The sequence below is a fragment of the Pectobacterium parmentieri genome (assembly GCF_001742145.1).
Lineage (GTDB): Bacteria > Pseudomonadota > Gammaproteobacteria > Enterobacterales > Enterobacteriaceae > Pectobacterium > Pectobacterium parmentieri.
The window spans coordinates 3,610,481-3,634,767 of sequence record NZ_CP015749.1; the positions used below are offsets into that span (position 1 = coordinate 3,610,481).

The following is a 24,287-nucleotide window of genomic DNA, read 5'->3' on the forward strand; positions in this document are numbered from 1 at the left end:
AATCTTGGGTCACATGGAGAAGTACATCATGCAACCGTTCTATAAGCGTCACTTTTTAAGGTTAATGGATTTTACACCTGCAGAAATTGCCCATCTTTTAGCCCTGTCGACGAAACTGAAAGCCGATAAAAAAAGCGGGACCGAAACCCGCCGCCTACAAGGTAAAAACATCGCACTCATCTTCGAAAAAGATTCGACTCGTACTCGCTGCTCTTTCGAAGTTGCTGCATACGATCAGGGCGCACAAGTGACCTATCTCGGCCCAAGCGGCAGTCAAATTGGCCATAAAGAATCCATTAAGGACACCGCCCGCGTACTGGGAAGAATGTACGACGGCATTCAATATCGCGGCTACGGCCAGCACATTGTTGAAACGCTAGCACAATATGCGGGCGTTCCCGTGTGGAACGGACTGACAAACGAATTCCACCCCACGCAGTTGTTGGCCGATCTGTTGACAATGCAGGAACATTTGCCGGGTAAAGCGTTGTCAGACATGACGCTCGTCTACGCTGGCGATGCGCGTAACAACATGGGTAACACCATGCTGGAAGCGGCGGCGCTGACCGGGCTGGATTTACGCCTTGTTGCGCCAAAAGCCTGCTGGCCGGATGCCGGTCTGGTGGCTGAGTGTCAGGCGGCGGCAGAGCAAACGGGTGGCAGCATCACGCTGACGGAAGATATCGCCGCAGGCGTCGCGGACGCAGATTTCATCTATACCGACGTTTGGGTTTCTATGGGTGAACCAAAAGAAACTTGGAAAGAGCGTATCGCGCTGCTGAAACCTTATCAGGTGAACATGGCGATGATCGCTGCAACGGGCAATCCGCAGGTAAAGTTTCTACACTGCCTGCCAGCGTTCCATGATGACCAGACAACCATGGGTCAACAAATGGCGGAACAGTATGGCCTGCACGGTGGAATGGAAGTCACGGACGAAGTCTTTGAATCCGCGCACAGTATCGTGTTCGATCAGGCGGAAAACCGTATGCACACCATCAAAGCAGTGATGGTCGCTACGCTGGCGCAGGATTAAGGTTTAGCCTGCCTTTGAGATGTTTTAAAAACAGATCAGAGGATTACAGGTAGCGTCGTAGCGGGAAACAAAGTCGATAGTCTGAGCAATGTACATAAAAAAATCCGAAAACCAGGCGCGTTTTCGGATTCTTGCACAGCAGTTGGATCGCTCAACTGAACTACCGCCCCTCAGGTAATCGACACATGCCCTTTTATCAGAAAAAAAGGGGGAATGTAGTTATCCCATCCTTTTTGGTTGCAGTGTTGGATCAGGGTGGCGCTGTTTGCCACACCTGTTTTATCACAGCAACGCATTATCCTGTTACGAAGCGTTGAAGAACTTATACCGAGTATGTCTGGAATACTGTTCTGCTTCACCCCGCACTGCAGCAAAAGAACGACTTCCCACTCTTTATCTGTAAAAATATTTGCCGGTCGGGTGAACACAAAGGGCTTCCTTTCGCATGGCATAAGAAAAGTTGAAAAGTAAACATTGGTGATTTCTATGTAAGTGCAAACAATACCGTCAGTGCCATCATTGAGCCGCCAAGGACGCTTCTCCACCAGAAAAGATCTGAGTCTATTTCGTCTTCCGTAATCAAATGTTTTGAGGACGATACTCATTTCATTTGTGGTCAATATTTTTTGGTCGTCATACAGTATATGGTCATAGTGCTCGCTGACATCGGGCGTTAAGTCAGTGTCGAGACAGCCTAAAAGTTTATTTTCTGTTACACCGAAATACTGACATACCATCTTATTGCCATAAACATACTGGGAGTTGCAGTCCTTTATTGCCCAGCCAAACAAAGAGTTATCAAAGTAATACTCAACAGGAGTCAAATCTGGATCCATCAGGTTAGCCTCTGATAATGATATGTCCTTTTTTCAGAAAGAACAGCGGGATGTAGTTATCAAACTTGTTATCTCTACAGTATTCTTTTAGGCCTGATAGTGAATTCAAGCCTGTTTTTCTGTAGCAGCTTCGGAGTCTGCTGTTAACGGCATCGACGGTGATTGAGAGGATGCTGCTTATATCTTTAAGCATCATCCCACAGACCAGTAGGTAAATAACCTCCCATTCCTTCTCGGTAAATATTTCAGAAGGGGGCTCGAAGGTGGAGTGTTGCATTATTGTTCCATTTAGCAACGAGGTCGGCGTGATGATCCTAACATGTCTGACGCTGATAACTGTGCCTACACAGTTGCGATGTTCATCATAAATTGGCTCCTGAATATTGTAGGCAGGCTGCATTATTTTTTCCGTGCCTTGAATATGCGTGGTAATGGCTCTCACCGCCTTACCTGTGCGTTCTATCTCTCGTTCCTGCTGGTTAAAAATGTCTGAAAATTCGGCTACAGGAACAGGGATATCCCTAATATTCAAGCCTTCATAATCATAACGAGTTGATATGGTTTGCCAGGTTTTAAAGGTGTTATTGACATAAATAAAACGGGAGCTTGTGTCTTTTATTGCCCAGCCGACGAGAGGATCGCTTTCGAACATTGCGATTAATCTGTCAGGTAATGTAATTGGCTTCATCAGAGTATCCCTACATTAAAATTACCCTACATAAAATATGCCGTACCTGATATATACCTGTTTATCAAAACTAAAATAGAATAAAAAGTCTGTGACAGGCCAATACCAGGGCAAACATCCTACATAGTTTAAAGTAATAACATACCTCTAATCGAAAGATCATGAAATATTCTAGCAAGAAAATTATTTTCTGAATATGCCAGTCAGTTAAGCAACTGACTGGCTGTTTTTTTCCAGGCCTGACCGTATTTACCTGGTTTTTCCTTTACTGCTCTTGGGAAGGTGACGTGGTTCTCCGGTGTATCTGGCGAACCCGATCGGCATTAATCAATTGCTGAATGAATACATTTTTCCGGTCATTGTTCACAGAAATCCTACACCAGCGATGCGTCGATTTTCACCACGGCTTTGCGCACGTGCGCCGGTTCACCGACGGCACACAGTGGTTTATGTACTTCCCCTGGGAAGAAGACGACAAAATCCCCTTCCTGCATCACAAACAGTTTTTCCTGTTCGCCCGCAGGCAGGAAAGCAATATCTTTATCAGCCAGCCAATCGGTATCTGGCTTGCCAGCAGGCAGGTTGCTGAACGTCATCCCTTCTACGCCAGACAGCACAATCTGAATGTCCAGATATTTGGCGTGATACTCGGCGCGGCGCTTTTCCAGCAGATCGGTGCTGTCGTTGGAAATCAGCACGAATACGTTGTTACCCTCGATATCATGCTTGCCCAGCGGGGTATCCGCCGTGATGTTTTGCTTCACGTACTCAATCGCTTCACGCAGTTTAGCAGGCAGATAAGGAACCAGTTCAAGATGGTGGACGTTGCCAGTAATCATAAAAACCTCATTGATATGAAAAATGAAACCCTGTTTTACAAACCTTATACGCTGCAAACGTGACACCCGCCAGCACGTTAATCCAAAAAAGTGAACTGTTCATCACTCTTCTCGGCCAGCCTTCTCTCGCCTACGGCCATCATGCAGAGAGCATTCGCTCCGCAACCGATTGCAGTGCGTAAAAAACCACGTTTTATGCTTGAAATAGCCTAGTCGGCGCGTATAATTCCCGACAGTTTGCCGGGAGGGGTTATGCACTGTTACACCAAAAAATCCGCTGCTTATGTTGGTTCTCAACCACAACTGCCATCCGGCAGCCAGCCAGCGTTTTCCTTTCCGTCGCTCAATCGATCAATTAAGAAAGCCCCTCAATGAGGGGCTTTTTTTTGCCCGCCGTTCGGGCCGCCAGATACGACATTTCCTGTTTACTCGTTAGGAGAAAGACAACATGGTCAATCCGCTCTATCAAAAACATATCATTTCGATTAACGACCTCAGTCGGGAAGATTTAGAACTGGCGCTGAATGTCGCCGCCAGCCTGAAAGCCAAACCTCAGCCTGAGCTGTTAAAACATAAAGTGATTGCCAGTTGCTTCTTCGAGGCCTCCACCCGGACGCGTTTATCTTTTGAAACCGCGATGCACCGCCTGGGCGCCTCCGTCGTCGGTTTCGCTGACAGCAACAACACGTCGCTGGGAAAAAAGGGCGAAACGCTGGCCGACACTATCTCTGTTATCAGCCAATATGTTGATGCCATCGTGATGCGTCATCCGCAGGAAGGCGCATCACGCCTTGCCACCGAATTTTCCGGCGGCATTCCGGTGCTGAACGCCGGGGACGGTGCGAACCAGCACCCGACGCAAACGCTGCTCGATCTGTTCACCATTCAGGAAACGCAAGGCCGACTGAACAACATCAACATTGCGATGGTCGGTGATTTGAAATATGGCCGTACCGTGCATTCACTCACGCAGGCGCTGGCGAAGTTCGAAGGCAACCGCTTCTACTTCATCGCCCCGGACGCATTGGCGATGCCGGATTACATTCTGAGCATGCTGAAAGAGAAGAATATTGCTTACAGCCTGCACAACAGCATCGATGAAGTTGTCGGCGAACTGGACATTCTGTATATGACGCGCGTTCAGAAAGAACGTCTGGACCCGTCCGAATACATCAACATCAAATCCCAATTTGTCTTGCGCGCTGCCGACCTGGACAGCGCCCGTCAGAATTTGAAAGTGCTGCACCCGCTGCCGCGCGTCGATGAGATCACCATTGATGTGGATGCCACGCCTTACGCCTATTATTTCCAACAGGCGGGTAATGGTATTTATGCCCGTCAGGCGCTGCTGGCGCTGGTCCTGAATCGCGAACTGGTTCTGTAAGAGGAAGAAACCATCATGACACACGATAATAAATTACAGGTTGAAGCGATCAAACGTGGCACGGTGATCGACCATATTCCCGCACAGGTCGGTTTTAAGCTGCTGACGCTGTTTAAACTGACTGCGACAGACCAGCGCATCACCATCGGCCTGAATTTGCCGTCCAACCATCTTGGCCGCAAAGATCTGATCAAGATCGAAAACATATTTCTGACTGAGCAGCAGGCGAATCAGTTGGCGATCTACGCACCGCAGGCAACCGTCAATCAGATCGATGAGTATGACGTGGTGCGAAAGCTAGTGCCGACGCTGCCAGACCACATTACTGGTGTGCTCACTTGCCCGAACAGCAATTGCATCAGCCGCAGCGAACCGGTGTCATCGTCGTTCAGCGTTAAACAACGCGACGGCGACGTTCACCTGAAGTGTAAGTACTGTGAGAAAGAGTTTGAGCGTCAAGCGGTGCTGCAAGATCGCTAGTTTTCTGCTTTGCCCCGTCATGGACATTGCCTGCCACGGGGCTTTTTTGAATAATGGCTGAGTCCGCGTTCCTTTTACGCCCCCATCAAGGAGATACCATGTCACGCATTATCAGCACTGAGCACGCCCCAGCCGCCATCGGCCCTTATGTTCAGGGCGTCGACCTTGGCAGCATGATCTTCACCTCTGGTCAGATCCCCGTGAACCCGAAAAGCGGTCTGGTCGCTGACAACATCACCGCTCAGACCCGCCAGTCACTGGAAAACGTTCAGGCGATCGTGGAAGCTGCCGGCCTGAAAGTTTCCGATATCGTGAAAATGACCGTGTTCGTGAAAGATCTGCACGACTTCACCCTCGTGAATACCGCGTATGAAGCCTTCTTTAAGGAACATGATGCACCGTTCCCGGCTCGCTCTTGCGTTGAAGTCGCCCGTCTGCCGAAAGATGTGAAAATCGAAATCGAAGCGATCGCCGTTCGCCGCTAACGATCGGCAGTACAATCCCCGAAAAGCGCACGGTAACCAGTGCGCTTTTTTCTGCTTTTTCTTTCACCACAACAAGATTATGGACATCTCAGACACACATCACGGCCAAAAAACAGACGAATTTCTGCCAACCCGCGCGTAGCAAGCCTTCACGCTTCAATCGCCTTTTTTGGCTATTTTTTGTTCAGGTTCAAATTCACTCCGACATGATGATTTCTTTGCTCTACATCAATTTTGCAGCGATAAAAGCGCAAACACCCCTACGCAATTTCAATATATAGTGCCTATCCTATAAACACGACCCATATATAGTGTTTATCCACAGTGTCATCCACAGCCCTCATCAACCCTTGTCGGCTAGGGCTTTCGCCTGTGGATAACCTTTCTAGAGGAAAAAAACGTGAAACCAGTTGTGATTAAACGGGACGGTTGCCAGGTGCCTTTTGATGAAGTTCGTATCAAAGAGGCGGTCGAACGCGCGGCACGTGCAGCCGATGTCAATGATGCAGACTACTGTGCAACGGTGGCCTGTGCGGTCGCTCAACAAATGCAGGATAAATCGCGTGTGGATATCCGCGATATTCAGGATGCGGTCGAAAATCTGCTGATGTCTGGCAACTATAAGCAACTGGCGCGTACCTACATCGAATACCGTCATGACCGAGATATTGCGCGTGAACGCCACGGTCGCCTGAATCAGGAAATTCGCGGTCTGGTCGAGCAGAGCAACATGGCGCTGCTGAACGAGAACGCCAACAAAGACAGTAAAGTGATCCCAACCCAGCGCGATCTGCTGGCGGGTATCGTCGCTAAGCATTACGCCAAACAGTACATCCTGCCGCGTGATGTGGTGCTGGCACACGAACGCGGTGAGATTCACTATCACGACCTCGACTACTCGCCGTTTTTCCCGATGTTCAACTGCATGCTGATCGACCTGAACGGCATGCTGACCAACGGCTTCAAAATGGGCAATGCGGAAATTGAGCCACCGAAGTCGATCTCAACCGCTACCGCTGTCACCGCGCAGATTATCGCGCAGGTCGCCAGCCACATTTATGGCGGCACCACCATTAACCGTATTGATGAAATTCTGGCCCCGTTCGTCACCGCCAGCCATGCAAAGCACAAAGCGGTGGCGGAAGAGTGGAAGATCCCAGATGCAGAAAACTATGCCCGAACCCGCACCGAAAAAGAGTGCTACGACGCCTTTCAGTCACTGGAATATGAAGTCAACACACTGCACACCGCGAACGGCCAGACGCCGTTCGTCACCTTTGGCTTCGGGCTTGGCACCTGCTGGGAATCGCGTCTGATTCAGGAATCCATCCTGCGCAACCGCATTGCCGGGCTGGGTAAAAATCACAAAACCGCAGTATTCCCGAAACTGGTCTTCGCTATCCGCGACGGCCTGAACCATAAAGCAGGCGATGCGAATTACGATATCAAGCAGCTCGCGCTAGAGTGCGCCAGCAAACGCATGTATCCCGATATCCTGAACTACGATCAGGTCGTCAAGGTCACCGGTTCGTTCAAAACGCCAATGGGCTGCCGCAGCTTCCTCGGCGTCTATGAAGAAGACGGCCAGCAGATTCACGACGGTCGTAATAATCTGGGCGTCATCAGCTTGAACCTGCCACGTATTGCGCTTGAAGCCGAGGGCAATGAAGACCGCTTCTGGACGCTGCTCGATCAGCGTCTGACGTTGGCGAAGAAAGCACTGATGACGCGCATTGCGCGGCTGGAAAGCGTGAAAGCGCGTGTCGCGCCGATCCTGTATATGGAAGGTGCCTGCGGCGTGCGCTTAAACGCGGACGACAGCATCGCAGACATCTTCAAAAACGGACGCGCCTCAATTTCACTGGGCTATATCGGCCTGCATGAAACCATCAATGCGCTTTTCGGTAGCCAAACACACGTGTTTGATGATGAAGCGCTGCGAGCCAAAGCCGTCGCCGTTATCGCTCGTCTGAAAGCCGCCACCGAGCAGTGGAAAGACGAAACGGGTTACGGATTCAGTCTGTACAGCACGCCGAGCGAGAACCTGTGCGATCGCTTCTGTCGCCTGGATACCGCCGAATTTGGCGTCGTACAGGGCGTGACGGACAAAGGTTATTACACCAATAGCTTCCACCTCGATGTAGAGAAGAAGGTGAATCCTTACCAGAAAATCGACTTTGAGCTGCCCTATCCGCCGATGGCTAACGGTGGGTTCATTTGCTACGGCGAGTACCCGAACCTACAGCACAACCTCAAAGCGCTGGAAGACGTGTGGGATTATAGCTACACCCGCGTGCCTTACTACGGTACCAACACGCCGATCGACGAATGCTATGAGTGTGGCTTCACCGGTGAATTCGAGTGCACCAGTAAAGGCTTCACCTGCCCGAAATGCGGTAACCACGATTCGGCTCGCGTTTCCGTGACGCGCCGCGTATGCGGCTATCTCGGTAGCCCGGATGCACGCCCGTTCAACGCCGGTAAGCAGGAAGAAGTTAAACGCCGGATTAAGCATCTGGGTAACGGTCAACTGGGATGATCCCTTCTGGGTCGCAGCAATGCGGCCCACCTTTCGCGGCACCGTTAGCACACGCCCGCTTCATAACATGGGCTCTACCGTATGAATTACCACCAATATTATCCCGTTGATGTAGTCAACGGCCCCGGCACTCGCTGCACGCTGTTTGTCGCTGGCTGTGTGCATGAATGTGTTGGGTGCTACAACAAAAGCACCTGGCGACTGAACTCCGGTCAGCCGTTTACGCAGGAACAGGAAGACCAGATCATCGCCGACCTTCAGGATACAGCGGTTCCACGTCAGGGAATTTCACTGTCTGGCGGCGATCCGCTTCACCCACAAAATGTGCCTGATATTCTGCGGCTGGTCGAACGTATCCGTGCGGAATGCCCAGGCAAAGATATCTGGGTTTGGACCGGCTACGTGCTGGCAGACATCACGCCGGAACAACAGCAGGTGGTCGATCTCATCAACGTATTAGTCGATGGAAAATTTGTGCAAGATCTGAAAGATCCCGCACTGATTTGGCGCGGCAGCAGCAATCAGGTTGTCCACCGCCTGCGTTGATCGATAAAGAGCTACTGAAGCGGTTGCCACTGACCTAGCGAACGTAATTGATCGGATTCCAGTACCGTCACCCGCGCTTTTGGCTCTGGCGAGAACGCCTGATTCAACAACGCCTGCGCCACCGTTTTCCCCTCAATCGCCCGCCACTTCGCCGGAAACAGGCGAAACAGCGGCGCGGCAAGGCTCTCCAGTGTGCGACTGTCCTCTCTTTCCCCCAGCAGCATCGACGGCTGTGCCAATGTCAGATGCTGCCAGCCCTGCTGACGCAGCGATTTTTCCGTTTCCCCTTTCACTCGCGAGTAGAAGAAAGGCGATGTTGCATTCGCGCTCAGTGAACTGACCACCAAAAGGTGCGTCGCGCCCAGCGCGAGCGCTACTTTTGATCCTTCCACGACCAGCGTGTAATCCACATAGCGGAAAGCCTGCTTACTGCCTGCCGTCTTGAGCGTCGACCCCAGGCAACAAAATGCAATATCGACAGGCTCAGTCAACTGCGCCAGTGCGGCAGACAGATCGGTGTTGTACGGATTGACTACTTTATCAGAAAGCATTAACGGTTTACGGGTCGGCGCATAGATCGTCTCTACCCGGTTATTAACTTTCAGCAGTTCTAACAGTTCGTGTCCCACTAACCCCGTTGCACCTAATAACAGTACCTGGCTCATCCGTTTTCCCCCTTGCTTTGCGTCTTTTACTCTCTCATCTTTTCATGCTTGTCGTGTGCTTTCTGGCCCGTTTGTTCATCGCGCTGCCAGTAACGTTTCTTACCAAAACCCAGCATATTGTCCGTCATTTTGACTTCTATCAGGTCGAGCCTCCAGATCGGTGCTTGTGATGCACGAGCAATAGGAAAGCGCGCGTTGTATCGCGCCCTGGCCTGCAGTGCGTCATCCCCTTCCAACTGCACCGCCTGCGCCCGAAACTGCACGCCTTTAATCAGCATCACGCTCTTCGGTTGGCCGCTGACCGTACCGGCCACCTGCGGCAACCTTGCCATGATTTCACCGTGGCGCGTGTGTAACTCCGTCATTAGATAGAAGGCTATCTGTTGATCGTCATAAGTATAGAAGCAACTCGCACACCATAATTCCGAATTTTCACCCACGCATAACGTCAGTACGTGCGACTTCTTCAGATAGCGGGTGATTGCCTCAAGATCGCTATCTGTTTCTCTCGATTCTGTCTGCATCACGGCCCCTCAATCGATTTTCTGAACGAACGTATCCTGCCCGACCAATCGTTGGCCTTGCGCAGAATGCGGCAACATGGCTTGCAGAGGCTGGCCAGTACGCTTATCCAATAACAGGGAGTGAGATTCCCCTTCAGCAAATAGCTGCTGTTCGCCCCACTGACGTAGCGCCACAACGAGTGGGAAGAGCTGTTCACCTTTTGGCGTCAGAACATATTCCTGATAGGCCGAGCTTTCGGAAACGGGCTGAACGGACAAAATGCCCTCGTCAACCAGGGTACGCAAACGGTCGGTAAGAATATTTTTGGCAACGCCCAAACTGCGCTGAAAATCGCTGAAACGGCGGCGATTATCGAAAGCATCGCGGATAATCAGCAATGTCCAACGATCGCCAACGGCATCCAGCGCGCGCGCGACGGGGCACACATCCTCTTTCAGACTTTTGCGCTTCACCATACCTATTTCCTCCCCTTTTTCCTGTTCATCCTGCCTGCCTTATCCACAAGCTGAAAAACCGACCGTTCATTTTTTGGTTGCAGAGTAAAACCAGATCGCCCATGCTTCAACTGGTTTTATTTTGAAACCAAAATGAGTAATGAAAGCCAATATTATGAAAAATAGTCCTATTCATACCACGTCATCCGTCACTGAATATGATCTTTACAGCAAAAGGCTACCTGCGCAGACGGGATTACCGCGCGCGTTAGTGCTGCTGTTTGCCTGTGCCAGCGCTCTCAGTGTCGCCAATGTTTATTACGCACAGCCACTGCTGGATGCGTTATCGGTAGATTTTCACATCAGTATCGCCGCCGTTGGCGGTGTGATGACAGCAACACAGCTTGGCTGTGCGCTGGCGTTAATTCTGCTAGTGCCGCTGGGCGACATCCTCAATCGACGCTATTTGATGTTGGCCCAGTTAAGTCTGCTCATCGTGGCGCTGATTGCCGTTGGACTAGCCACCACATCCCTGTATTTATTGATCGGCATGCTAGCCGTGGGCATGTTCGGCACGGCCATGACTCAGGGCCTGATTGCTTATGCCGCGACGGCTGCTGCACCGCAGGAGCGTGGGCGCGTTGTGGGTGCAGCGCAGGGAGGCGTGGTGATTGGGCTTTTGCTGGCTCGCGTACTGTCCGGTTTCATCGCCGATATAGCAGGCTGGCGCAGCGTGTATTTTTTCTCCGCGCTACTAATGCTACTGCTTGCCGTATTTCTGTGGCGTGCACTACCACATCAGCCGCCAGCCCAGCAGCGCCCACACTATTCCGCGCTGCTGCTTTCGATGCTGATCCTGCTGCGTAAAGAACGCGTGTTGCAAATACGCGGCATCATCGCTCTATTGATGTTTGCTGCCCTGAGCATTTTTTGGAGCGCACTGGTTCTGCTGCTGAGTCGCGAACCCTATTTCTTTTCTCATACAGTTATCGGTGCGTTTGGTCTGGTGGGTATTCTCGGCGCACTGGCGGCAGTGAAAGCAGGCTCGCTGGCCGATAAAGGCCGCGAACAGTGGCTCAGCGGTATCGCCCTATTATTGCTTCTGGCATCGTGGCTACCGCTGTGGCTGGCCCCTTATTCTCTCTTCGCATTAGTCGTCGGTATCATCGCCCTCGATCTGGGCGGACAGGCCATTCACGTGACCAACCAAAGCATGATTTTCAAGACTCACCCTGATGCACACAGCCGTCTGGTTGGCTGCTATATGCTGTTTTATAGCATCGGCAGCGGGCTTGGCGCGATGGCAACGACGGTGGCGTATGACGCTGCCGGTTGGTCAGGCGTATGCTTTCTTGGTGCCGCAGTCAGTCTGCTGGCCTTACTCTTCTGGAAAATAACGCGGCACATTTCAGCGTCGCCACCGGCAGCATTCACACCGTCGAGATAACAAAAAATGATTATTGATGAAGGAAAAACCATGAGCGAATTGACATTACTGGCCGATGCCGATGAGCGCGGCCGACGTTATTTGGTAGAGAATGCACAGCGTCGGGTTTTCCCCGATGCAGAGGCTCTCGCGGCGCTGGCGCGTTTTGATGAGGCGTTGCCTCAACAGGGTTTTTCGGCTGAAGACACTCTGACGCTACTGGATGAGGTCGGTTCACCGGCCACCACTGCATCCAATGGCCCAAACTATTTCGGCTTTGTTATCGGTGCAGCATTACCGATTGCCGCCGCCTCCGAGCGATTGATGATCGCCTGGGATCAGTGCGCCTCCACCTTTGATAATTCACCAATATCAGCCACGCTGGAACGCCTCACCAGCCGTTGGGTGCTCGACGCCCTGAACTTACCAAAAGAAAGCGCCGTTGGATTCGGCACCAGCGCCACCGCCTGCACGCTTTCCTGCCTGGCGGCCGCGCGTCGTGCTCTTCTGGCAAAACAGGGCTGGGATTTTGACAACGATGGGCTGATCGGCGCACCTGAAATTAAGGTCGTGATTTCGGAACTGACGCACATCACCGTGAAGAAAGCGCTACGCGTACTCGGCTTTGGACTACGCCATATCATCGTCACACCTGTTAATGCGTTTGGACAGATCGATGTGACACAGCTTCCTCCGCTCAACGAGCGCATGATTCTTTGTTTGCAGGCCGGTGAGGTAAACACGGGCGAGTTCGATGATTTTGCGCAGATCATTCCAACCGCTAAAGCAGCGGGTGCCTGGGTTCACGTTGATGGCGCATTCGGGCTATGGGCCAGAGCTTCATCCCACTCAGCGCTCACAGAGGGTATCGAGCTGGCCGACAGTTGGACAACGGACGCGCATAAATGGCTGAACACTCCTTACGACTGTGCGATGGCAATTTGCCGCAGTGCGGACGTGTTAGCCGAGGCAATGAACGCTGATGCGGTTTACTCAAGTGCGGCACGCGATGCCCAGAAGAATCTAACGCTCGAATTTTCCCGTCGCCCACGCGGGATCCCCGTGTGGGCGGTGCTACGCACGCTGGGGCGTGATGGTGTAGCTGAGATGATCGAACGGCACTGCCAACAGGCAACGTTAATCGCCGAGGGCCTGCGCCATGCGGGTTTTGAAATATTAAATCGGGTGGTACTCAATCAGGTTCTGCTGCGTGGGGAAACCGACGGTCAAACGACAGCAATACGGGAGACGTTACAGGCTTCGGGCAAGGCATGGTTTGGCGGCAGCGTCTGGCAAGGGCGTCCAGCATTGCGTATCAGCGTGTCATCCTGGCGCACACAGGACGACAACGTGCAGGCGCTCATCACGCTGCTGACGGAAATCAAAGCTCAGACCCAACGCTGATCGCAGCGTAAAACAACGCTCCCCGCAAACACGGGGAGAAGATAAAGGACGACGTCATCAGACCATTGCATACCGATGCGCTAGACGTAAACGCTAATGCTGGAGACTTGCCCCTGAAAGCGATTCAGCGCCTCTGCCGCACGTTGCAGGCTTTCGGTATTTTGCACTTCGCTACGGGATGATGCACCCGCAGCACCTTGCTGGATGGTGTCGAAAACATTAATTGGCTGGAACACATTAGAAGGCGGCACACTGCCGATATTCTCTCGCGGCGACGAAATAAAACCCAGCAGTGCGGAGCCCTCTTCGCGCCCCAGTTGTCCGCTGCTGACAAGACCTTCTACCGTTTCATACAGTTCGGCAGGGCTGATGCGGGTAAAATCATAGCGTGTCGTCTGACCAGCAGGAACGGCACCGCTGCCCGCCTGATAAGGCTGAAGCTGTTCGGACAGCGCCACTTTCTCCGCATGCTCTGTGGAACGCTTCGCCATCACCTGCTGGCTGGCAAAAACGGAGGACTCTGCGGCTTCAACTTTCATACCACCTCCTTACGGGTAACGTATGGAAGACAAAAAATTATGGATATCGTGCCGCACCAGTACGGTGAGCACAAAAACAGCGTTCTGTAATACTGACACGCAATTTGCCATCGCGCCAGCTAGAAGCGGGATTTGTCCGCATGCGGGGAATATTTAGACCAACATGCAACAAGGGGTATAACCGTTTATCCCCGCTGGCGCGGGGAACACGATCTGATTCCGGCAATCACAACATTCAATAACGGTTTATCCCCGCTGGCGCGGGGAACACGCAACTTGCCACGGCAATGCGGCTTTTCCGCCCGGTTTATCCCCGCTGGCGCGGGGAACACTTCTAGATAAATCACGGTATCTGTCTTTCATGCGGTTTATCCCCGCTGGCGCGGGGAACACATATCGCCAAAAAATATGGTTGGATGATGTTCCGGTTTATCCCCGCTGGCGCGGGGAACACTCAGTTAAATCCATAGCGTTAACTCAACAGGACGGTTTATCCCCGCTGGCGCGGGGAACACTGCATTGGTAGATTCCGAGAGATCAAAAAAACCGGTTTATCCCCGCTGGCGCGGGGAACACTTGATGAATCCAGTCTTAGCCAGTCTAGCGCCCGGTTTATCCCCGCTGGCGCGGGGAACACCGGTAGGACATTACCTGAACGGCAGGATCGCGCGGTTTATCCCCGCTGGCGCGGGGAACACTCGCGGACGTATTCTTGCAAACCGCGAACCTGCGGTTTATCCCCGCTGGCGCGGGGAACACGCGCTCCCATCTCCACCAAGGGCTCTGATTTCCGGTTTATCCCCGCTGGCGCGGGGAACACTCTCCAGACGTAAAAAAACCCTCCGGAGAGGGCGGTTTATCCCCGCTGGCGCGGGGAACACTGAGCCACACAGGGGGCAGTGGAGTACGACACCGGTTTATCCCCGCTGGCGCGGGGAACACTGGGCATGAAACTGGAGCAGTTCAACAACAATCGGTTTATCCCCGCTGGCGCGGGGAACACTCTAAAAGTAGAGGTTTGTTTTATAAAACTTTTTTCAGTAGAGAAAATCCCACCGATTTTTCCATGTTGTTAAATATCGCCAACTTATTGATTTTCAATAGATGAAAAAGAGGCTAACAGCAGGCCGTCCAGACCTACCGGCATTCCTTTCAATAATTTCTTACAATGCGTCTCAGCCATAAAGTAATCCCTGCTAACGCAGGGATTATTCAGATAACACTCCAGCACGGCAGTCTTTATTACATGACGCATCATGCTGTACTTGGCAAAAATCGTACTAATCAACAAAAGCACTCACGGGAATATCAAATCGTTTAGCAAGTGCGCTCATGTGATCAACCGTTAGTGTACGCTCACCATTTAGAATTCGGGATACCAGAGATTTTTTACCGATCTCAGCTTCAAAGTCACTTTGCGTTAGCCCATGCTGATCCATAAGTATGCGCAGCAAAGCGATACCAGCAGGGAGCGCTTTAATACGCTCGTTGAAAGCTACAAACTCTGGCGCATCCTCTTCATATTTGTCAATTTTAGCCGTCAGCATATCGATTAGCGGGCTATCAGGCTCGCTCTCGAGTAAATATTCAATGAGTTTCAGCGCATCCTCATAATCTTTACAAGAGGTGCTACCTCCGAGGAGCGGTACGATACTCGTCAGATTGTTAGCGGCCTTGATTGCGTCTGCGTACATCATTCTTTATTCCTCCGGTAATATTCTGTCAGACTGCCGTACTCTGCATGGGATGTGATGTGTTTGATAAAAATTTTCCCTCGCTCAAAATCAGCGAAAAACATCACCCGAAGATGCCCACCACCAATATCAATAACCCACCACTTTTCCCTGTACTTCATCCTGTCTAAGCTGGGGAAACGTTTTTTCATATCGTCCGGCGTTGCATATATTTCACGCTTTATCGTCCGGTATAGGTCAGCCAGTGCTGCCGCCTGATTAGGGAATTGGGCGATTGCAGTGTCAAAAGGTGCCCGGGAGAACACTTTACATTGCCTCTCTTCACCGTATTGCGTCACTGCGGTTTATCCCTGAAGGAGCAGCATAATCATCGACAAGAAATAAGAAAAAATGAAAAAAACCTGAAATTATCTTATAATTAACTTATATCAAGGAAGGGTTTCGTTTGAGGGATTCATGCTTAAGGTTAGTTGGTCAAAACGGGCATTAAAACAACTCGGCACCATTGACACCAGATATCGAAAACGAATCAAAGAAAAAGTGGGTGAGCTGAGTACATTTCCAGATGTGAATCTGGACCTGAAAAAACTCGAATCGTCTGGTAAACAATATCGGCTACGGGTTGGGGATTACCGCATTATCTTTGAGCTAATCAACGATGTACCACAAGTGTGCGAGATACTTGAAATCAAACGCAGGACAACGACGACATATTGAGGAGGAAAATGCGTCCTTCTTTACACCACAACTGATTTTCACCCATCGAAAGAAAATGTTGGAGCAATACACTATGAGCATACAAGTCATTCGGGATAAAAGCGGTAAACCTGAATATGCTGTTGTTCCGTACGAGTTATATCAGAAACTTATTGAAAATGCTGACGACCCCGCCCTCTATGAGAGCATTCCCTACGATCATAGCGCAGAGGATGACGTCTCTATTCCTCATGAAGTGGTTAGCATCCACATTGATCAAGACGTCAGCTTACAGGCAGCCTGGAGAATTTTCAGAGGCTTCTCTCAGCAAGAAGTTGCAACCGCGCTTGGCATGACCCAAGCGGCCGTCTCTCAGCTTGAATCCCCAGATTCAAGGCCGCAGAAGCGCACCCGAGAAAAGCTGGCTAAGCTGTACCACTGCGAACCAGAACAGCTAATCCTGTAGCCGCTTCCACGGATTAGGGTTTATCCCCGCTGGCGCGGGGAACACTACTCAGGTAGAGCTTGCTGAAAGGGTTGGAACGGTTTATCCCCGCTGGCGCGGGGAACACTCTCCGGTAATACCGGAAGGTTACAAATTAGCACGGTTTATCCCCGCTGGCGCGGGGAACACCGATCACCTCCGTTACGAGAGAGCTATCTAACCGGTTTATCCCCGCTGGCGCGGGGAACACTCTGGCCCCGCCTCTCCAAACACACCAGCCCCCGGTTTATCCCCGCTGGCGCGGGGAACACGACGTGTTGTTATCAGCGATCGATACATACGACGGTTTATCCCCGCTGGCGCGGGGAACACAATTAAAACCAGATGAATAGCCTCTTCGGAGGCGGTTTATCCCCGCTGGCGCGGGGAACACAAGTTTCTTTGATCTGCAAACTCAGTTGCAGCCGGTTTATCCCCGCTGGCGCGGGGAACACCTCCTTTCTTGGCACCGATTCGCCATTAAACCAGGTTTATCCCCGCTGGCGCGGGGAACACTCCGTAAACATGGGCGTCCCTGATAACGATTTCGGTTTATCCCCGCTGGCGCGGGGAACACCAATGAATCGACCTATTGGGCTTATTTGCGATCGGTTTATCCCCGCTGGCGCGGGGAACACAGGTATCCACCAGTGGCGAATGATCCACGAACCGGTTTATCCCCGCTGGCGCGGGGAACACACACGTCAATGTCAGGGCAAATCGGTGCCGCTCGGTTTATCCCCGCTGGCGCGGGGAACACCAGCGCCAGACGGCAGCAGAGTTAAGCAGTCTCGGTTTATCCCCGCTGGCGCGGGGAACACATCCAAACAAGGTTCTTGATGTTCTCCATGTCCGGTTTATCCCCGCTGGCGCGGGGAACACGATTCATCCCCTCCAGACTTGAGGCCCAACTGCGGTTTATCCCCGCTGGCGCGGGGAACACACACTAAATCAGACTTCGACCTTGCGATGCGCCGGTTTATCCCCGCTGGCGCGGGGAACACGTCCAGCATATAGAGCCTGCTGCTGCCGAGCGCGGTTTATCCCCGCTGGCGCGGGGAACACTCGCCATATTATTTATTCCTGTCGGGTAAATGCGGTTTATCCCCGCTGGCGCGGGGAACACTCTAAAAGTAGAGAGTTGTTTTATAACACTTTTTTCGGTAGAAAAAATCCCACCGATTTTTCCATGTTGTTAAAGATCGCTAACTTATTGATTTTCAATAGGTGAGAAAGAGACTAACCGCAGGCCATCCAGATCTACCGGCATTCGGCGATTTTCACCCCAGGTTTGGAATTCAAAACCGGACTCCGTATTCGTCGCCCACGCCATTACCACGTTGCCCTGTTCTGCCAGTTCGATAATCTGCTGCCAGACCATCTCCCTCACCCGCTGCGAGGTGTCACCCACATAAACACCCGCACGAACCTCCAGCAACCACACCGCCAGCCTGCCGCGTAAACGCGGCGGAACATTTTCCGTCACAACCACCAGCATGCTCATTTAACCCTGTCCTCGGTGGCCGCTGTCACCAAACGGTTTCGGTTCAGGGATCGCAGGCGGCTGAGCATCGTCCGGTGGCAGCGGTGGCGTAATCCCTCCCGCAGACAATACCTCTTCAATCAAGGGAATCAGTTTGCTCAGCGTTTTCTGGCTGCGGAAAATATCACGGCAGGCAAGCCGCACTTCACGATCCGGCTCGGCAGGGTTACGGGCAGCAATTTCAAAGGCTTTCGCTACCACGCCCTCGAATTTAATGATGTCGGCAATGTCATAGACAAAAGAGAGCGGTTTACCACTGTGGACAAACCCGATCGCAGGGGCGTAACCCGCCGCCAGTACGGCCGCTTCCGTAATACCGTACAGGCAGGATGTCGCCGCGCTAATACACTGGTTCACTTTGTCCCCACGTTCCCAGTCTTTCGGGTCGTAGCGGCGGCCATTCCATTTCACGCCGTACTGCTGTGCCAACAGCGTATAGGTTTGGCGCACGCGGGCACCCTCAATCCCTCGGAGCTGATCGACCGAACGGCGGCTCGGTGCAGGTTCGCCAAAGCGAAGCTCAAACATTTTGCGCACCACCTTCAGACGCAATTCCTCATCCAGCGCTAGCTTAGCCTGATAGAGCAACTTGTCCGACCGTGCGCCGCCGGGCTGACCAGACGCGTACAGCCGCACGCCCGCTTCGCCGACCCACACCAGCAATGTGCCAACCGTTGCCGCCAGCCGCACCGCAGCATGAGAAACCCGCGTACCCGGTTCCAGCATGATGCAGGCCACCGAGCCAACGGGAATATGCGTGCGCACGCCGGTTTTATCCACCAGCACAAACGCACCGTCGATAACATCAATCTGCCCGTATTGCAGAAAGATCAGTGAAACCCGATCCTTAAGAGGGATAGGGTTGAGCGGAACATACATCGTCAACTCTCCCTGTAATTGGGTGCGCTACGCCCGTTTCAATAGCAGCAGGCCACACCCCAATGCTTTGCTTTTTCCTAATCCCTGCTGGACAGATGCCGCAAACCGTTCGGCATCCGTAATGTGGAGCATCCCGTCATAATCCACGCTGCTGAACACGATCGCCGCCGACTGGCCGGGTTTATTCAGGCGGTGACGTTGATAGCCATCCACACAACACGACGACAGCGTGAAGCCTGCGTTTTCACCCTGACGCACCAACCAGTCGCGAGCACGCTGCTGCTGGTGCAGCCACAATTCCACACCAGAAAGCCCAGCGGCTTTCGCCTGATGCCGCGCATCCATCAACACATCGCTACGCTTGCCATCCCGCGTGACAACCGGGTTAGCACGCAGTGAAAACGCCAGCGTCATACCGTCACGCCACTGCGGTTGGTACGGTTTGGTTTCAACCCGAAACAGATTATGGTCAACCTGCGGTGCCTGTTCGGAGAGCAGATAAAACAAGCTCTTGGTCTCTTGTTCCTCTTCGCGAAAGAGGAATGACCGCTGTGGCTGGTCGGGAAACAGTTGCCAGAGCCATTGATGGCTGGCATAGCCCCCTGCATGTAACCGCTTTGTCGCCATAGCATGCGGTAACGCATTAAGGTTCAGCGTTATTCTGGAAAAATACATTATTCCTCTCCCTTCTCACTACCGACGTATTGCACGCGGGAAGTGAACTGCCAGCGCCGTCGATCGGCAGGCTGATCGTTGCGCACAACACGGTATTGCGGCGTTAACCCGGTGTCGCTTTCCTGTTCCCAGTAGCACAGCCCTTCGGCGCGACCGATTAACTGTAACGCGAGATCGTTCAGTGCAGGCGTCTGCCTTGCCTGCTGCCACACCTCGGCCAGCGAGCCTGAAAATAGGTGCGGTGCCAGCGGCAGAGCGGGCGGGCAACTTTTACGCCCAAAATAGAGCGCAAACACCGGAGATAACAGCGCGTCACGCAACGCAGTTAGCGAATAAGGCGCATCCGGTGTGACGCTAATGGCAATGTGGTAATAGGCATCACAGCGGTATTCGCGTGAGGTCAGCATGGTTTCAAGTGATTGCCCCGCCTCCGGCCGCAGTTCATCACGCCGGGTATAGCGTGGCACTTTGCGGTTTTCTTTCGGCATCTGCACCGTGTGGTAGTCATTCAGCCAGGTTTCGCGATCGGAAAGCGGCCGCACCGCCACAGAGTAATGCTGGTTAAACGCCGTCAGAGCAGCCCGATCGTCACGTCGAATCCCTAGCGCCGCCGCCAGTAACCCCAACAGGGCGGAACGGCTAGGCACCGTTGAGGTGTGGCGCACTTCACCGACCGCCGCTTCTCCCCATGACACCAGCGGGGCATAGATCTGGAAAACCAGATAGTTATCCATAGCACGCTCCTACTGGCTGATGAAATCCAGTAACCCTTGCAGCGATCCGCCCTCATTGGTCGCTTCCACGTTCAGCTCATAGGAAGGAACACAGCCCCCAGAGGCGTACACCCGGTCAAATTTGGCCTTTTGTTGGCACAGCAGATCGATGGCATCATTAACCTGATCAGCACTGCGAATCGGTTTGAAAAATGCGACGGACAAGGTTCGCGGCTGATCGGTTCCCTTTTCTGCCAGCGCATAGGTCGCCAGCGCCCGGCTGGCAAAGCTGTTCTGCTTGCCGCCCGGCGACACGGTTAATGCTGTTTCGGTCAGCGCACGTAGGGTTCGTGCCACCAGATCTTCATCGTTGTTCAGGTTTTCCAGCAGCAGATCGCGGTTAATGCACACATAGTGATAAAACAGCGCAGAGGCAAAGCTCTGTTCGCCCATATGCGCCGATCCGCTGTCGGCTGCCGTATTCAAGTCATCCACCGCCGTAAAGAAGTCATCTTCGATGGTAACGGCACTCACGCCCAGCGCGTGCGCGACCTGACACGCCGCTTCAATATTGAACTCTGGGCTGGAGGCTAGCATACGACCAAACAGCGCGATATCGACGCTGGCGGCATCTTTGCGCAGTAATTTCAGCTCTTCGCTATTTGGCTCACGAGATTCTGTCGCTAGCTGGGCGATCAAGCGATCGATCCGCGCTTTTTCCTGCACGCTGATATGTGCAAGCTGTTCGATATCATATTTTTCTAGTGGATCTTTACTGTCTTTCTCTTCTTTCTTCGGTTTACCAAACTGGGCTGCGATACTCAGCGCCGCTTTATCTGCCAGCTTTTCAACCATGCCTCTGGCAATCAGCGCGTTGTATACCTCACGCCCTACCCGGCGGCTGCGGGTGCCGATATGTCCATCGAGTGCGTCTTCAAATACCTCAGAGGTGCGCCATGCACGCTTCAGGCTTTGCGAGGAAACCCGCAGTCGCTCCACTCCACCGACCATTGCGGTTTTCGGACGACCCGCGTCATCACGGTTCAGATTGGAAGAAGGATAAGCGGTTAAAAAGTGAAGCTGGATAAAAGTGGTCATCAGTTATTCCTTGTCTGAAGCTGTCGTTGACGTTTCTGTGGTGTCTGGCTCATCGGGCGTGATGTTTTGTGACGCTCGCGCATATTCGCATGCCCAGCGCACAGCATTGCGCCGCAAGGGATGAAGGTTAGGTGCGCGGTTTTCCTGCCGTGCCTGCCACTCTTCTACCCATAGGAAAATGCCGTCCGCCAGTGAAGGAAGGTTTACGCCTGCCTCACCGCGTATTTGTACCGCGCGAAAAAGCTGGCGATGCAGTTCTTCCGGCGTTTGCGCACGCTGTAGCCGTTCAAAACGCAAAGGGGAAAGAAAAGGACGGTCGCCGCCCTGTTTTTCACCTAGCTGGGCAGCGAAACTGGTCTTCAACATATTTTTCTCTGCATGTGCCGCGACAGAAACAAACATCGCCAGCGCCACAATGTGATGCTCTTGTGTTAACCGCGCCGCTAATTTCCCCGCCAGATCGTGATACCCCTGACAGGTCAGCACACCGTAGGGGGGCTGTTTGGCACGGCGCAACTCTGCCCGTCGCGCACGACCATTACCGGGAGTGCCGTGGCGGTTTTGTAGACCGTCGAACCAATCATTAATCTTTTTCGCGTCATCCTTGGTGATAACTAAAAAATCAGCCGTGTTCGCCATCCACTGCCTCCTGCATTTGTTTAATGGTTTCTGCCGCTTTCTGTTTACCGAAAAACACGCTCAGTTTTTTCCGCGTTTCCGCCGCTTTGGCCAAATCGCGGTGTTCATCCGGGTTGCTAAAAACACGGGTATCGTAGTTATTCAACAGGTAGCGATAGAGCGATTTTTTCCAGATATTCAGCGTCGTAGCGGGTGTATCACCCTGCGCCAACGACCGGCACAACCGCATAAAATCGGGCTGCGTTTCCTGCCAGAACGCGACATCAATAGCGCTGAAATCCCCTTTTGCGTCTTTCGGACGCGAGAACCAGGCTTCCTTAATCATCTGACGCAGCAGCGTGGCGCTGTCCCGCGCCAGCTCCACCGCCAGTTGTAAGTGATCTTTATATTCCCGCAACGAAAGCGCATCGCTCTGGAAGCGAGCCGGGGAAAACAGCAGCGGAACGTGGTGTTCATACCAACAACGCGCCTTCATGTTGTCCATGTCGTAGCCAAAACACCATAACCCCGCGTTGCGCAGCGCCCGCTTGCCAGCATTGTGCTGCACAACGGCGGCGGGATAGGTGTGGTTGAGCTTATCTTCCACTGACACCATCATCCCTAGCCAGTCACGGTACGCCAGCCCGCCCGGCTGCCCTTTCACCGACAGAAAAGGGGCATCGTCGCCTTTCAGCGCCCGACGATAAGGGGTAAGCGGATGCCGCCAGCTATCGTACTGAATGCCGTAGTTTTTGGTGCGATACTGCGTGAGCAACGCAGTCGATTCCGTACCGCACAGATCGCATTCCCCCGTCTGTAACGTGGTGAAATCCAGCTCGATACGACGCGGCATGCCCCAATAAGCCTGTAGCTGATGCGAATTTTCCGGCGTCACGGGCGGGTGAGTACCATCGCTGGTGGGTGTAGCCGCTAACCACGGGAACACCGTGGCATCAGGCTTGCCCTTTGGCATCACCTTCTGCGTTAGCACGTTCATCCAAAGCTTTTTCCACAGCGGTAGCCTGGCGTCTTCCTGCATAAGCAGCGTGGTGATCGGCCCGCCGCCGCGCATCCCGGTGCGGTGCCCCTGCCCGCCGGATGGCGCATTGGTTTGCAGCGTGAATAGCGCCCTTGCCGCACAGTGCGGGCATATCGCGTTGACCGTACCGCGCTTGATAAAATGATCTTTATTCAGCTTGAGCGTATTGCCGCCGGGGGCATCGATCAGCAGGCCGGAAATCGGCGTCGGGTCGCTGTCGAGCGTGGCGAAATCCTGCATGAACGCGGGCTTCTGCGCACCAAACTGCATCGCCGGTGCTAGCGCGGCTAACGCCTGCGAGAAATCGGTGCCAAGACCATCTTCCCAAATCGCATCCCAGTCATCATCATCGGCGGGCGCATAGGCGGTTTGCAGTAAACCGATCAGCAACTGATAGCTCGCCCCCTGAAAATCGGCACGCGTCCAGGCGAGATCGATAATATTGTCGTCGGGGAGTTGCAACGGGGAAATGTTACTCATTCGGCCATCCGCAAATACGGCGGGCAGCCAAGGTTCTTCAATCAATGAAAACATCGTACCTCCTGTGTGTGCCGCATCCCTGCGGCAAGCCAGATTCAGGCTGGTTCTACAGTCTCTTTTTTAACGCATTCAAGCCGCGACGCCAGAGAGATGGCTCACGTTTGTGGTTGAGAGACGGGACAATACAGGTGGGATGCGGCGGCGGTGCCTCCGCTTTGGTTTGATAAATGGTGATGTTTATCGTAATAGGGACAATTGGAATAATTAACAATCTATTCATTCCTTCCGTCGTAGTTTGATTTCCACGAAATGCGCCGCTAGGATGAAATAAGATCTTTCTTGCGTTCCCCGCGCCAGCGGGGACAAACCGCGAGAAGAAAAATAGCGAGAGAGGTTGCCCCTTCTTTTTTCAGTTCATCAACGCTATAGGCATAAAAATCAGCGCCGCCATTCAAGCCAATAAATTCTCCCCGGAACATTTCAATTTCCGAGTCAAAAGCAATAACGGCAGGATGGCCATCAAAAAAGCGCATTTCATACCT

General features: G+C 52.7%; 27 protein-coding genes and 2 CRISPR repeat arrays. Of the genes, 10 read left to right on the forward strand and 17 right to left on the reverse strand.

The annotated features are described in order from the left end of the window. The first annotated feature begins 28 nt into the window (after nucleotides 1-28). Nucleotides 29-1,036 (forward strand): ornithine carbamoyltransferase, encoded by a 1,008-nt coding sequence (argF, locus tag A8F97_RS16330; RefSeq protein ID WP_012822209.1) that lies wholly within the window; start codon nucleotides 29-31, stop codon nucleotides 1,034-1,036. Nucleotides 1,037-1,206: 170 nt separating this feature from the next. Here argF and A8F97_RS16335 read toward each other — a convergent pair whose 3' ends face one another. The 3 genes from A8F97_RS16335 to A8F97_RS16345 all read right to left on the reverse strand — a co-directional run bounded on the left by A8F97_RS16335 (nucleotide 1,207) and on the right by A8F97_RS16345 (nucleotide 3,399). Beyond that, the gene (locus A8F97_RS16335; RefSeq protein ID WP_025919469.1) at nucleotides 1,207-1,872 is read right to left on the reverse strand and encodes a PAS domain-containing protein; all 666 of its coding nucleotides are present in this window, start codon (nucleotides 1,870-1,872) and stop codon (nucleotides 1,207-1,209) included. 4 nt (nucleotides 1,873-1,876) lie between these two features. After that, nucleotides 1,877-2,560 (reverse strand): helix-turn-helix transcriptional regulator, encoded by a 684-nt coding sequence (locus A8F97_RS16340; protein ID WP_012822207.1) that lies wholly within the window; start codon nucleotides 2,558-2,560, stop codon nucleotides 1,877-1,879. Between the two features lie 374 nt (nucleotides 2,561-2,934). After that, the gene (locus tag A8F97_RS16345) at nucleotides 2,935-3,399 is read right to left on the reverse strand and encodes a NanQ anomerase/TabA/YiaL family protein (protein WP_012822206.1); all 465 of its coding nucleotides are present in this window, start codon (nucleotides 3,397-3,399) and stop codon (nucleotides 2,935-2,937) included. A gap of 448 nt (nucleotides 3,400-3,847) precedes the next feature. Here A8F97_RS16345 and pyrB point away from each other — a divergent pair, with 448 nt between their 5' ends. The 5 genes from pyrB (at nucleotide 3,848) to nrdG (ending at nucleotide 8,833) form a co-directional block, all read left to right on the forward strand. Further along, nucleotides 3,848-4,783, forward strand: a complete 936-nt coding sequence (gene pyrB / locus A8F97_RS16350) for an aspartate carbamoyltransferase (RefSeq protein WP_012822205.1) — start codon at nucleotides 3,848-3,850, stop codon at nucleotides 4,781-4,783. A 15-nt stretch (nucleotides 4,784-4,798) separates the two neighbouring features. Then, on the forward strand, nucleotides 4,799-5,263 hold the full coding sequence (gene pyrI, locus A8F97_RS16355) for an aspartate carbamoyltransferase regulatory subunit (RefSeq protein ID WP_010298253.1): 465 nt from the start codon (nucleotides 4,799-4,801) through the stop codon (nucleotides 5,261-5,263). 98 nt (nucleotides 5,264-5,361) lie between these two features. Then, nucleotides 5,362-5,748: a 2-iminobutanoate/2-iminopropanoate deaminase gene (ridA, locus tag A8F97_RS16360; RefSeq protein WP_005973705.1), complete on the forward strand. Its 387-nt coding sequence runs from the start codon at nucleotides 5,362-5,364 to the stop codon at nucleotides 5,746-5,748. Nucleotides 5,749-6,148: 400 nt separating this feature from the next. Beyond that, the gene (gene nrdD / locus A8F97_RS16365; RefSeq protein WP_033070771.1) at nucleotides 6,149-8,287 is read left to right on the forward strand and encodes an anaerobic ribonucleoside-triphosphate reductase; all 2,139 of its coding nucleotides are present in this window, start codon (nucleotides 6,149-6,151) and stop codon (nucleotides 8,285-8,287) included. Between the two features lie 81 nt (nucleotides 8,288-8,368). Then, complete coding sequence (gene nrdG, locus A8F97_RS16370) at nucleotides 8,369-8,833, forward strand: anaerobic ribonucleoside-triphosphate reductase-activating protein (RefSeq protein WP_012822203.1); 465 nt, start codon at nucleotides 8,369-8,371, stop codon at nucleotides 8,831-8,833. An 11-nt stretch (nucleotides 8,834-8,844) separates the two neighbouring features. On the opposite strand, the gene A8F97_RS16375 is transcribed toward nrdG, so the two are convergent. Genes A8F97_RS16375 through A8F97_RS16385 form a run of 3 tightly spaced genes read right to left on the reverse strand, consistent with a single transcriptional unit; the run spans nucleotide 8,845 to nucleotide 10,478 of the window. After that, nucleotides 8,845-9,498: a Rossmann-fold NAD(P)-binding domain-containing protein gene (locus A8F97_RS16375; RefSeq protein ID WP_012822202.1), complete on the reverse strand. Its 654-nt coding sequence runs from the start codon at nucleotides 9,496-9,498 to the stop codon at nucleotides 8,845-8,847. Between the two features lie 26 nt (nucleotides 9,499-9,524). After that, nucleotides 9,525-10,022, reverse strand: a complete 498-nt coding sequence (locus A8F97_RS16380) for a YhbP family protein (RefSeq protein ID WP_012822201.1) — start codon at nucleotides 10,020-10,022, stop codon at nucleotides 9,525-9,527. A gap of 9 nt (nucleotides 10,023-10,031) precedes the next feature. Continuing rightward, nucleotides 10,032-10,478, reverse strand: coding sequence for a winged helix-turn-helix transcriptional regulator (locus A8F97_RS16385; RefSeq protein WP_012822200.1), 447 nt, complete (start codon nucleotides 10,476-10,478; stop codon nucleotides 10,032-10,034). A 154-nt stretch (nucleotides 10,479-10,632) separates the two neighbouring features. On the opposite strand from A8F97_RS16385, the gene A8F97_RS16390 reads away from it, so the two are divergent. Together A8F97_RS16390 and A8F97_RS16395 are read left to right on the forward strand one after the other, a co-directional pair. Then, entirely contained in the window at nucleotides 10,633-11,904 is a 1,272-nt protein-coding gene (locus A8F97_RS16390; protein ID WP_033070821.1) for an MFS transporter, read from the forward strand. A 30-nt stretch (nucleotides 11,905-11,934) separates the two neighbouring features. After that, a complete protein-coding gene (locus tag A8F97_RS16395) occupies nucleotides 11,935-13,287 on the forward strand; it encodes a pyridoxal phosphate-dependent decarboxylase family protein (RefSeq protein ID WP_033070770.1) in 1,353 nt (450 codons plus the stop codon). An 80-nt stretch (nucleotides 13,288-13,367) separates the two neighbouring features. On the opposite strand, the gene A8F97_RS16400 is transcribed toward A8F97_RS16395, so the two are convergent. The 3 genes from A8F97_RS16400 to A8F97_RS16410 all read right to left on the reverse strand — a co-directional run bounded on the left by A8F97_RS16400 (nucleotide 13,368) and on the right by A8F97_RS16410 (nucleotide 15,825). Beyond that, nucleotides 13,368-13,826 carry a hypothetical protein gene (locus A8F97_RS16400; protein WP_012822197.1) on the reverse strand — a complete coding sequence of 153 codons (459 nt, stop codon included), beginning with the start codon at nucleotides 13,824-13,826 and terminating at the stop codon, nucleotides 13,368-13,370. A gap of 181 nt (nucleotides 13,827-14,007) precedes the next feature. Further along, nucleotides 14,008-14,829: direct repeats of the CRISPR family, unit length 29 nt; unit sequence CGGTTTATCCCCGCTGGCGCGGGGAACAC. 277 nt (nucleotides 14,830-15,106) lie between these two features. Further along, complete coding sequence (locus tag A8F97_RS16405) at nucleotides 15,107-15,523, reverse strand: helix-turn-helix domain-containing protein (RefSeq protein ID WP_033070769.1); 417 nt, start codon at nucleotides 15,521-15,523, stop codon at nucleotides 15,107-15,109. Then, nucleotides 15,520-15,825: a type II toxin-antitoxin system HigB family toxin gene (locus A8F97_RS16410; RefSeq protein WP_033070820.1), complete on the reverse strand. Its 306-nt coding sequence runs from the start codon at nucleotides 15,823-15,825 to the stop codon at nucleotides 15,520-15,522. Before A8F97_RS16410 ends, A8F97_RS16405 begins: the two co-directional genes overlap by 4 nt. A gap of 151 nt (nucleotides 15,826-15,976) precedes the next feature. Between A8F97_RS16410 and A8F97_RS16415 the strand changes: the two genes are divergently transcribed. Further along, nucleotides 15,977-16,237: a type II toxin-antitoxin system RelE family toxin gene (locus A8F97_RS16415; protein WP_012822193.1), complete on the forward strand. Its 261-nt coding sequence runs from the start codon at nucleotides 15,977-15,979 to the stop codon at nucleotides 16,235-16,237. A gap of 73 nt (nucleotides 16,238-16,310) precedes the next feature. Then, complete coding sequence (locus tag A8F97_RS16420; RefSeq protein WP_012822192.1) at nucleotides 16,311-16,682, forward strand: helix-turn-helix domain-containing protein; 372 nt, start codon at nucleotides 16,311-16,313, stop codon at nucleotides 16,680-16,682. 16 nt (nucleotides 16,683-16,698) lie between these two features. Next, a CRISPR array of direct repeats spans nucleotides 16,699-17,826; the repeat unit is 29 nt; unit sequence CGGTTTATCCCCGCTGGCGCGGGGAACAC. An 84-nt stretch (nucleotides 17,827-17,910) separates the two neighbouring features. Here A8F97_RS16420 and cas2e read toward each other — a convergent pair. The 8 genes from cas2e to A8F97_RS16460 form a co-directional block, all read right to left on the reverse strand. Beyond that, on the reverse strand, nucleotides 17,911-18,204 hold the full coding sequence (cas2e, locus tag A8F97_RS16425; RefSeq protein WP_005973730.1) for a type I-E CRISPR-associated endoribonuclease Cas2e: 294 nt from the start codon (nucleotides 18,202-18,204) through the stop codon (nucleotides 17,911-17,913). Beyond that, nucleotides 18,205-19,122: a type I-E CRISPR-associated endonuclease Cas1e gene (cas1e, locus tag A8F97_RS16430; protein WP_012822191.1), complete on the reverse strand. Its 918-nt coding sequence runs from the start codon at nucleotides 19,120-19,122 to the stop codon at nucleotides 18,205-18,207. Between the two features lie 27 nt (nucleotides 19,123-19,149). Further along, entirely contained in the window at nucleotides 19,150-19,797 is a 648-nt protein-coding gene (gene cas6e / locus A8F97_RS16435) for a type I-E CRISPR-associated protein Cas6/Cse3/CasE (protein WP_012822190.1), read from the reverse strand. Beyond that, a complete protein-coding gene (gene cas5e / locus A8F97_RS16440; protein WP_012822189.1) occupies nucleotides 19,797-20,531 on the reverse strand; it encodes a type I-E CRISPR-associated protein Cas5/CasD in 735 nt (244 codons plus the stop codon). Before cas5e ends, cas6e begins: the two co-directional genes overlap by 1 nt. Before the next feature lie 9 nt (nucleotides 20,532-20,540). Then, on the reverse strand, nucleotides 20,541-21,608 hold the full coding sequence (gene cas7e, locus A8F97_RS16445; protein WP_033070768.1) for a type I-E CRISPR-associated protein Cas7/Cse4/CasC: 1,068 nt from the start codon (nucleotides 21,606-21,608) through the stop codon (nucleotides 20,541-20,543). Between the two features lie 3 nt (nucleotides 21,609-21,611). Next, nucleotides 21,612-22,247, reverse strand: a complete 636-nt coding sequence (gene casB / locus A8F97_RS16450) for a type I-E CRISPR-associated protein Cse2/CasB (protein WP_033070767.1) — start codon at nucleotides 22,245-22,247, stop codon at nucleotides 21,612-21,614. Then, nucleotides 22,231-23,799, reverse strand: coding sequence for a type I-E CRISPR-associated protein Cse1/CasA (gene casA / locus A8F97_RS16455; RefSeq protein WP_033070766.1), 1,569 nt, complete (start codon nucleotides 23,797-23,799; stop codon nucleotides 22,231-22,233). The genes casB and casA overlap by 17 nt, the downstream gene beginning before the upstream one ends. A gap of 263 nt (nucleotides 23,800-24,062) precedes the next feature. Beyond that, the gene (locus A8F97_RS16460; protein WP_014698575.1) at nucleotides 24,063-24,278 is read right to left on the reverse strand and encodes a type II toxin-antitoxin system HicB family antitoxin; all 216 of its coding nucleotides are present in this window, start codon (nucleotides 24,276-24,278) and stop codon (nucleotides 24,063-24,065) included. Between the last annotated feature and the right edge of the window lie 9 nt (nucleotides 24,279-24,287).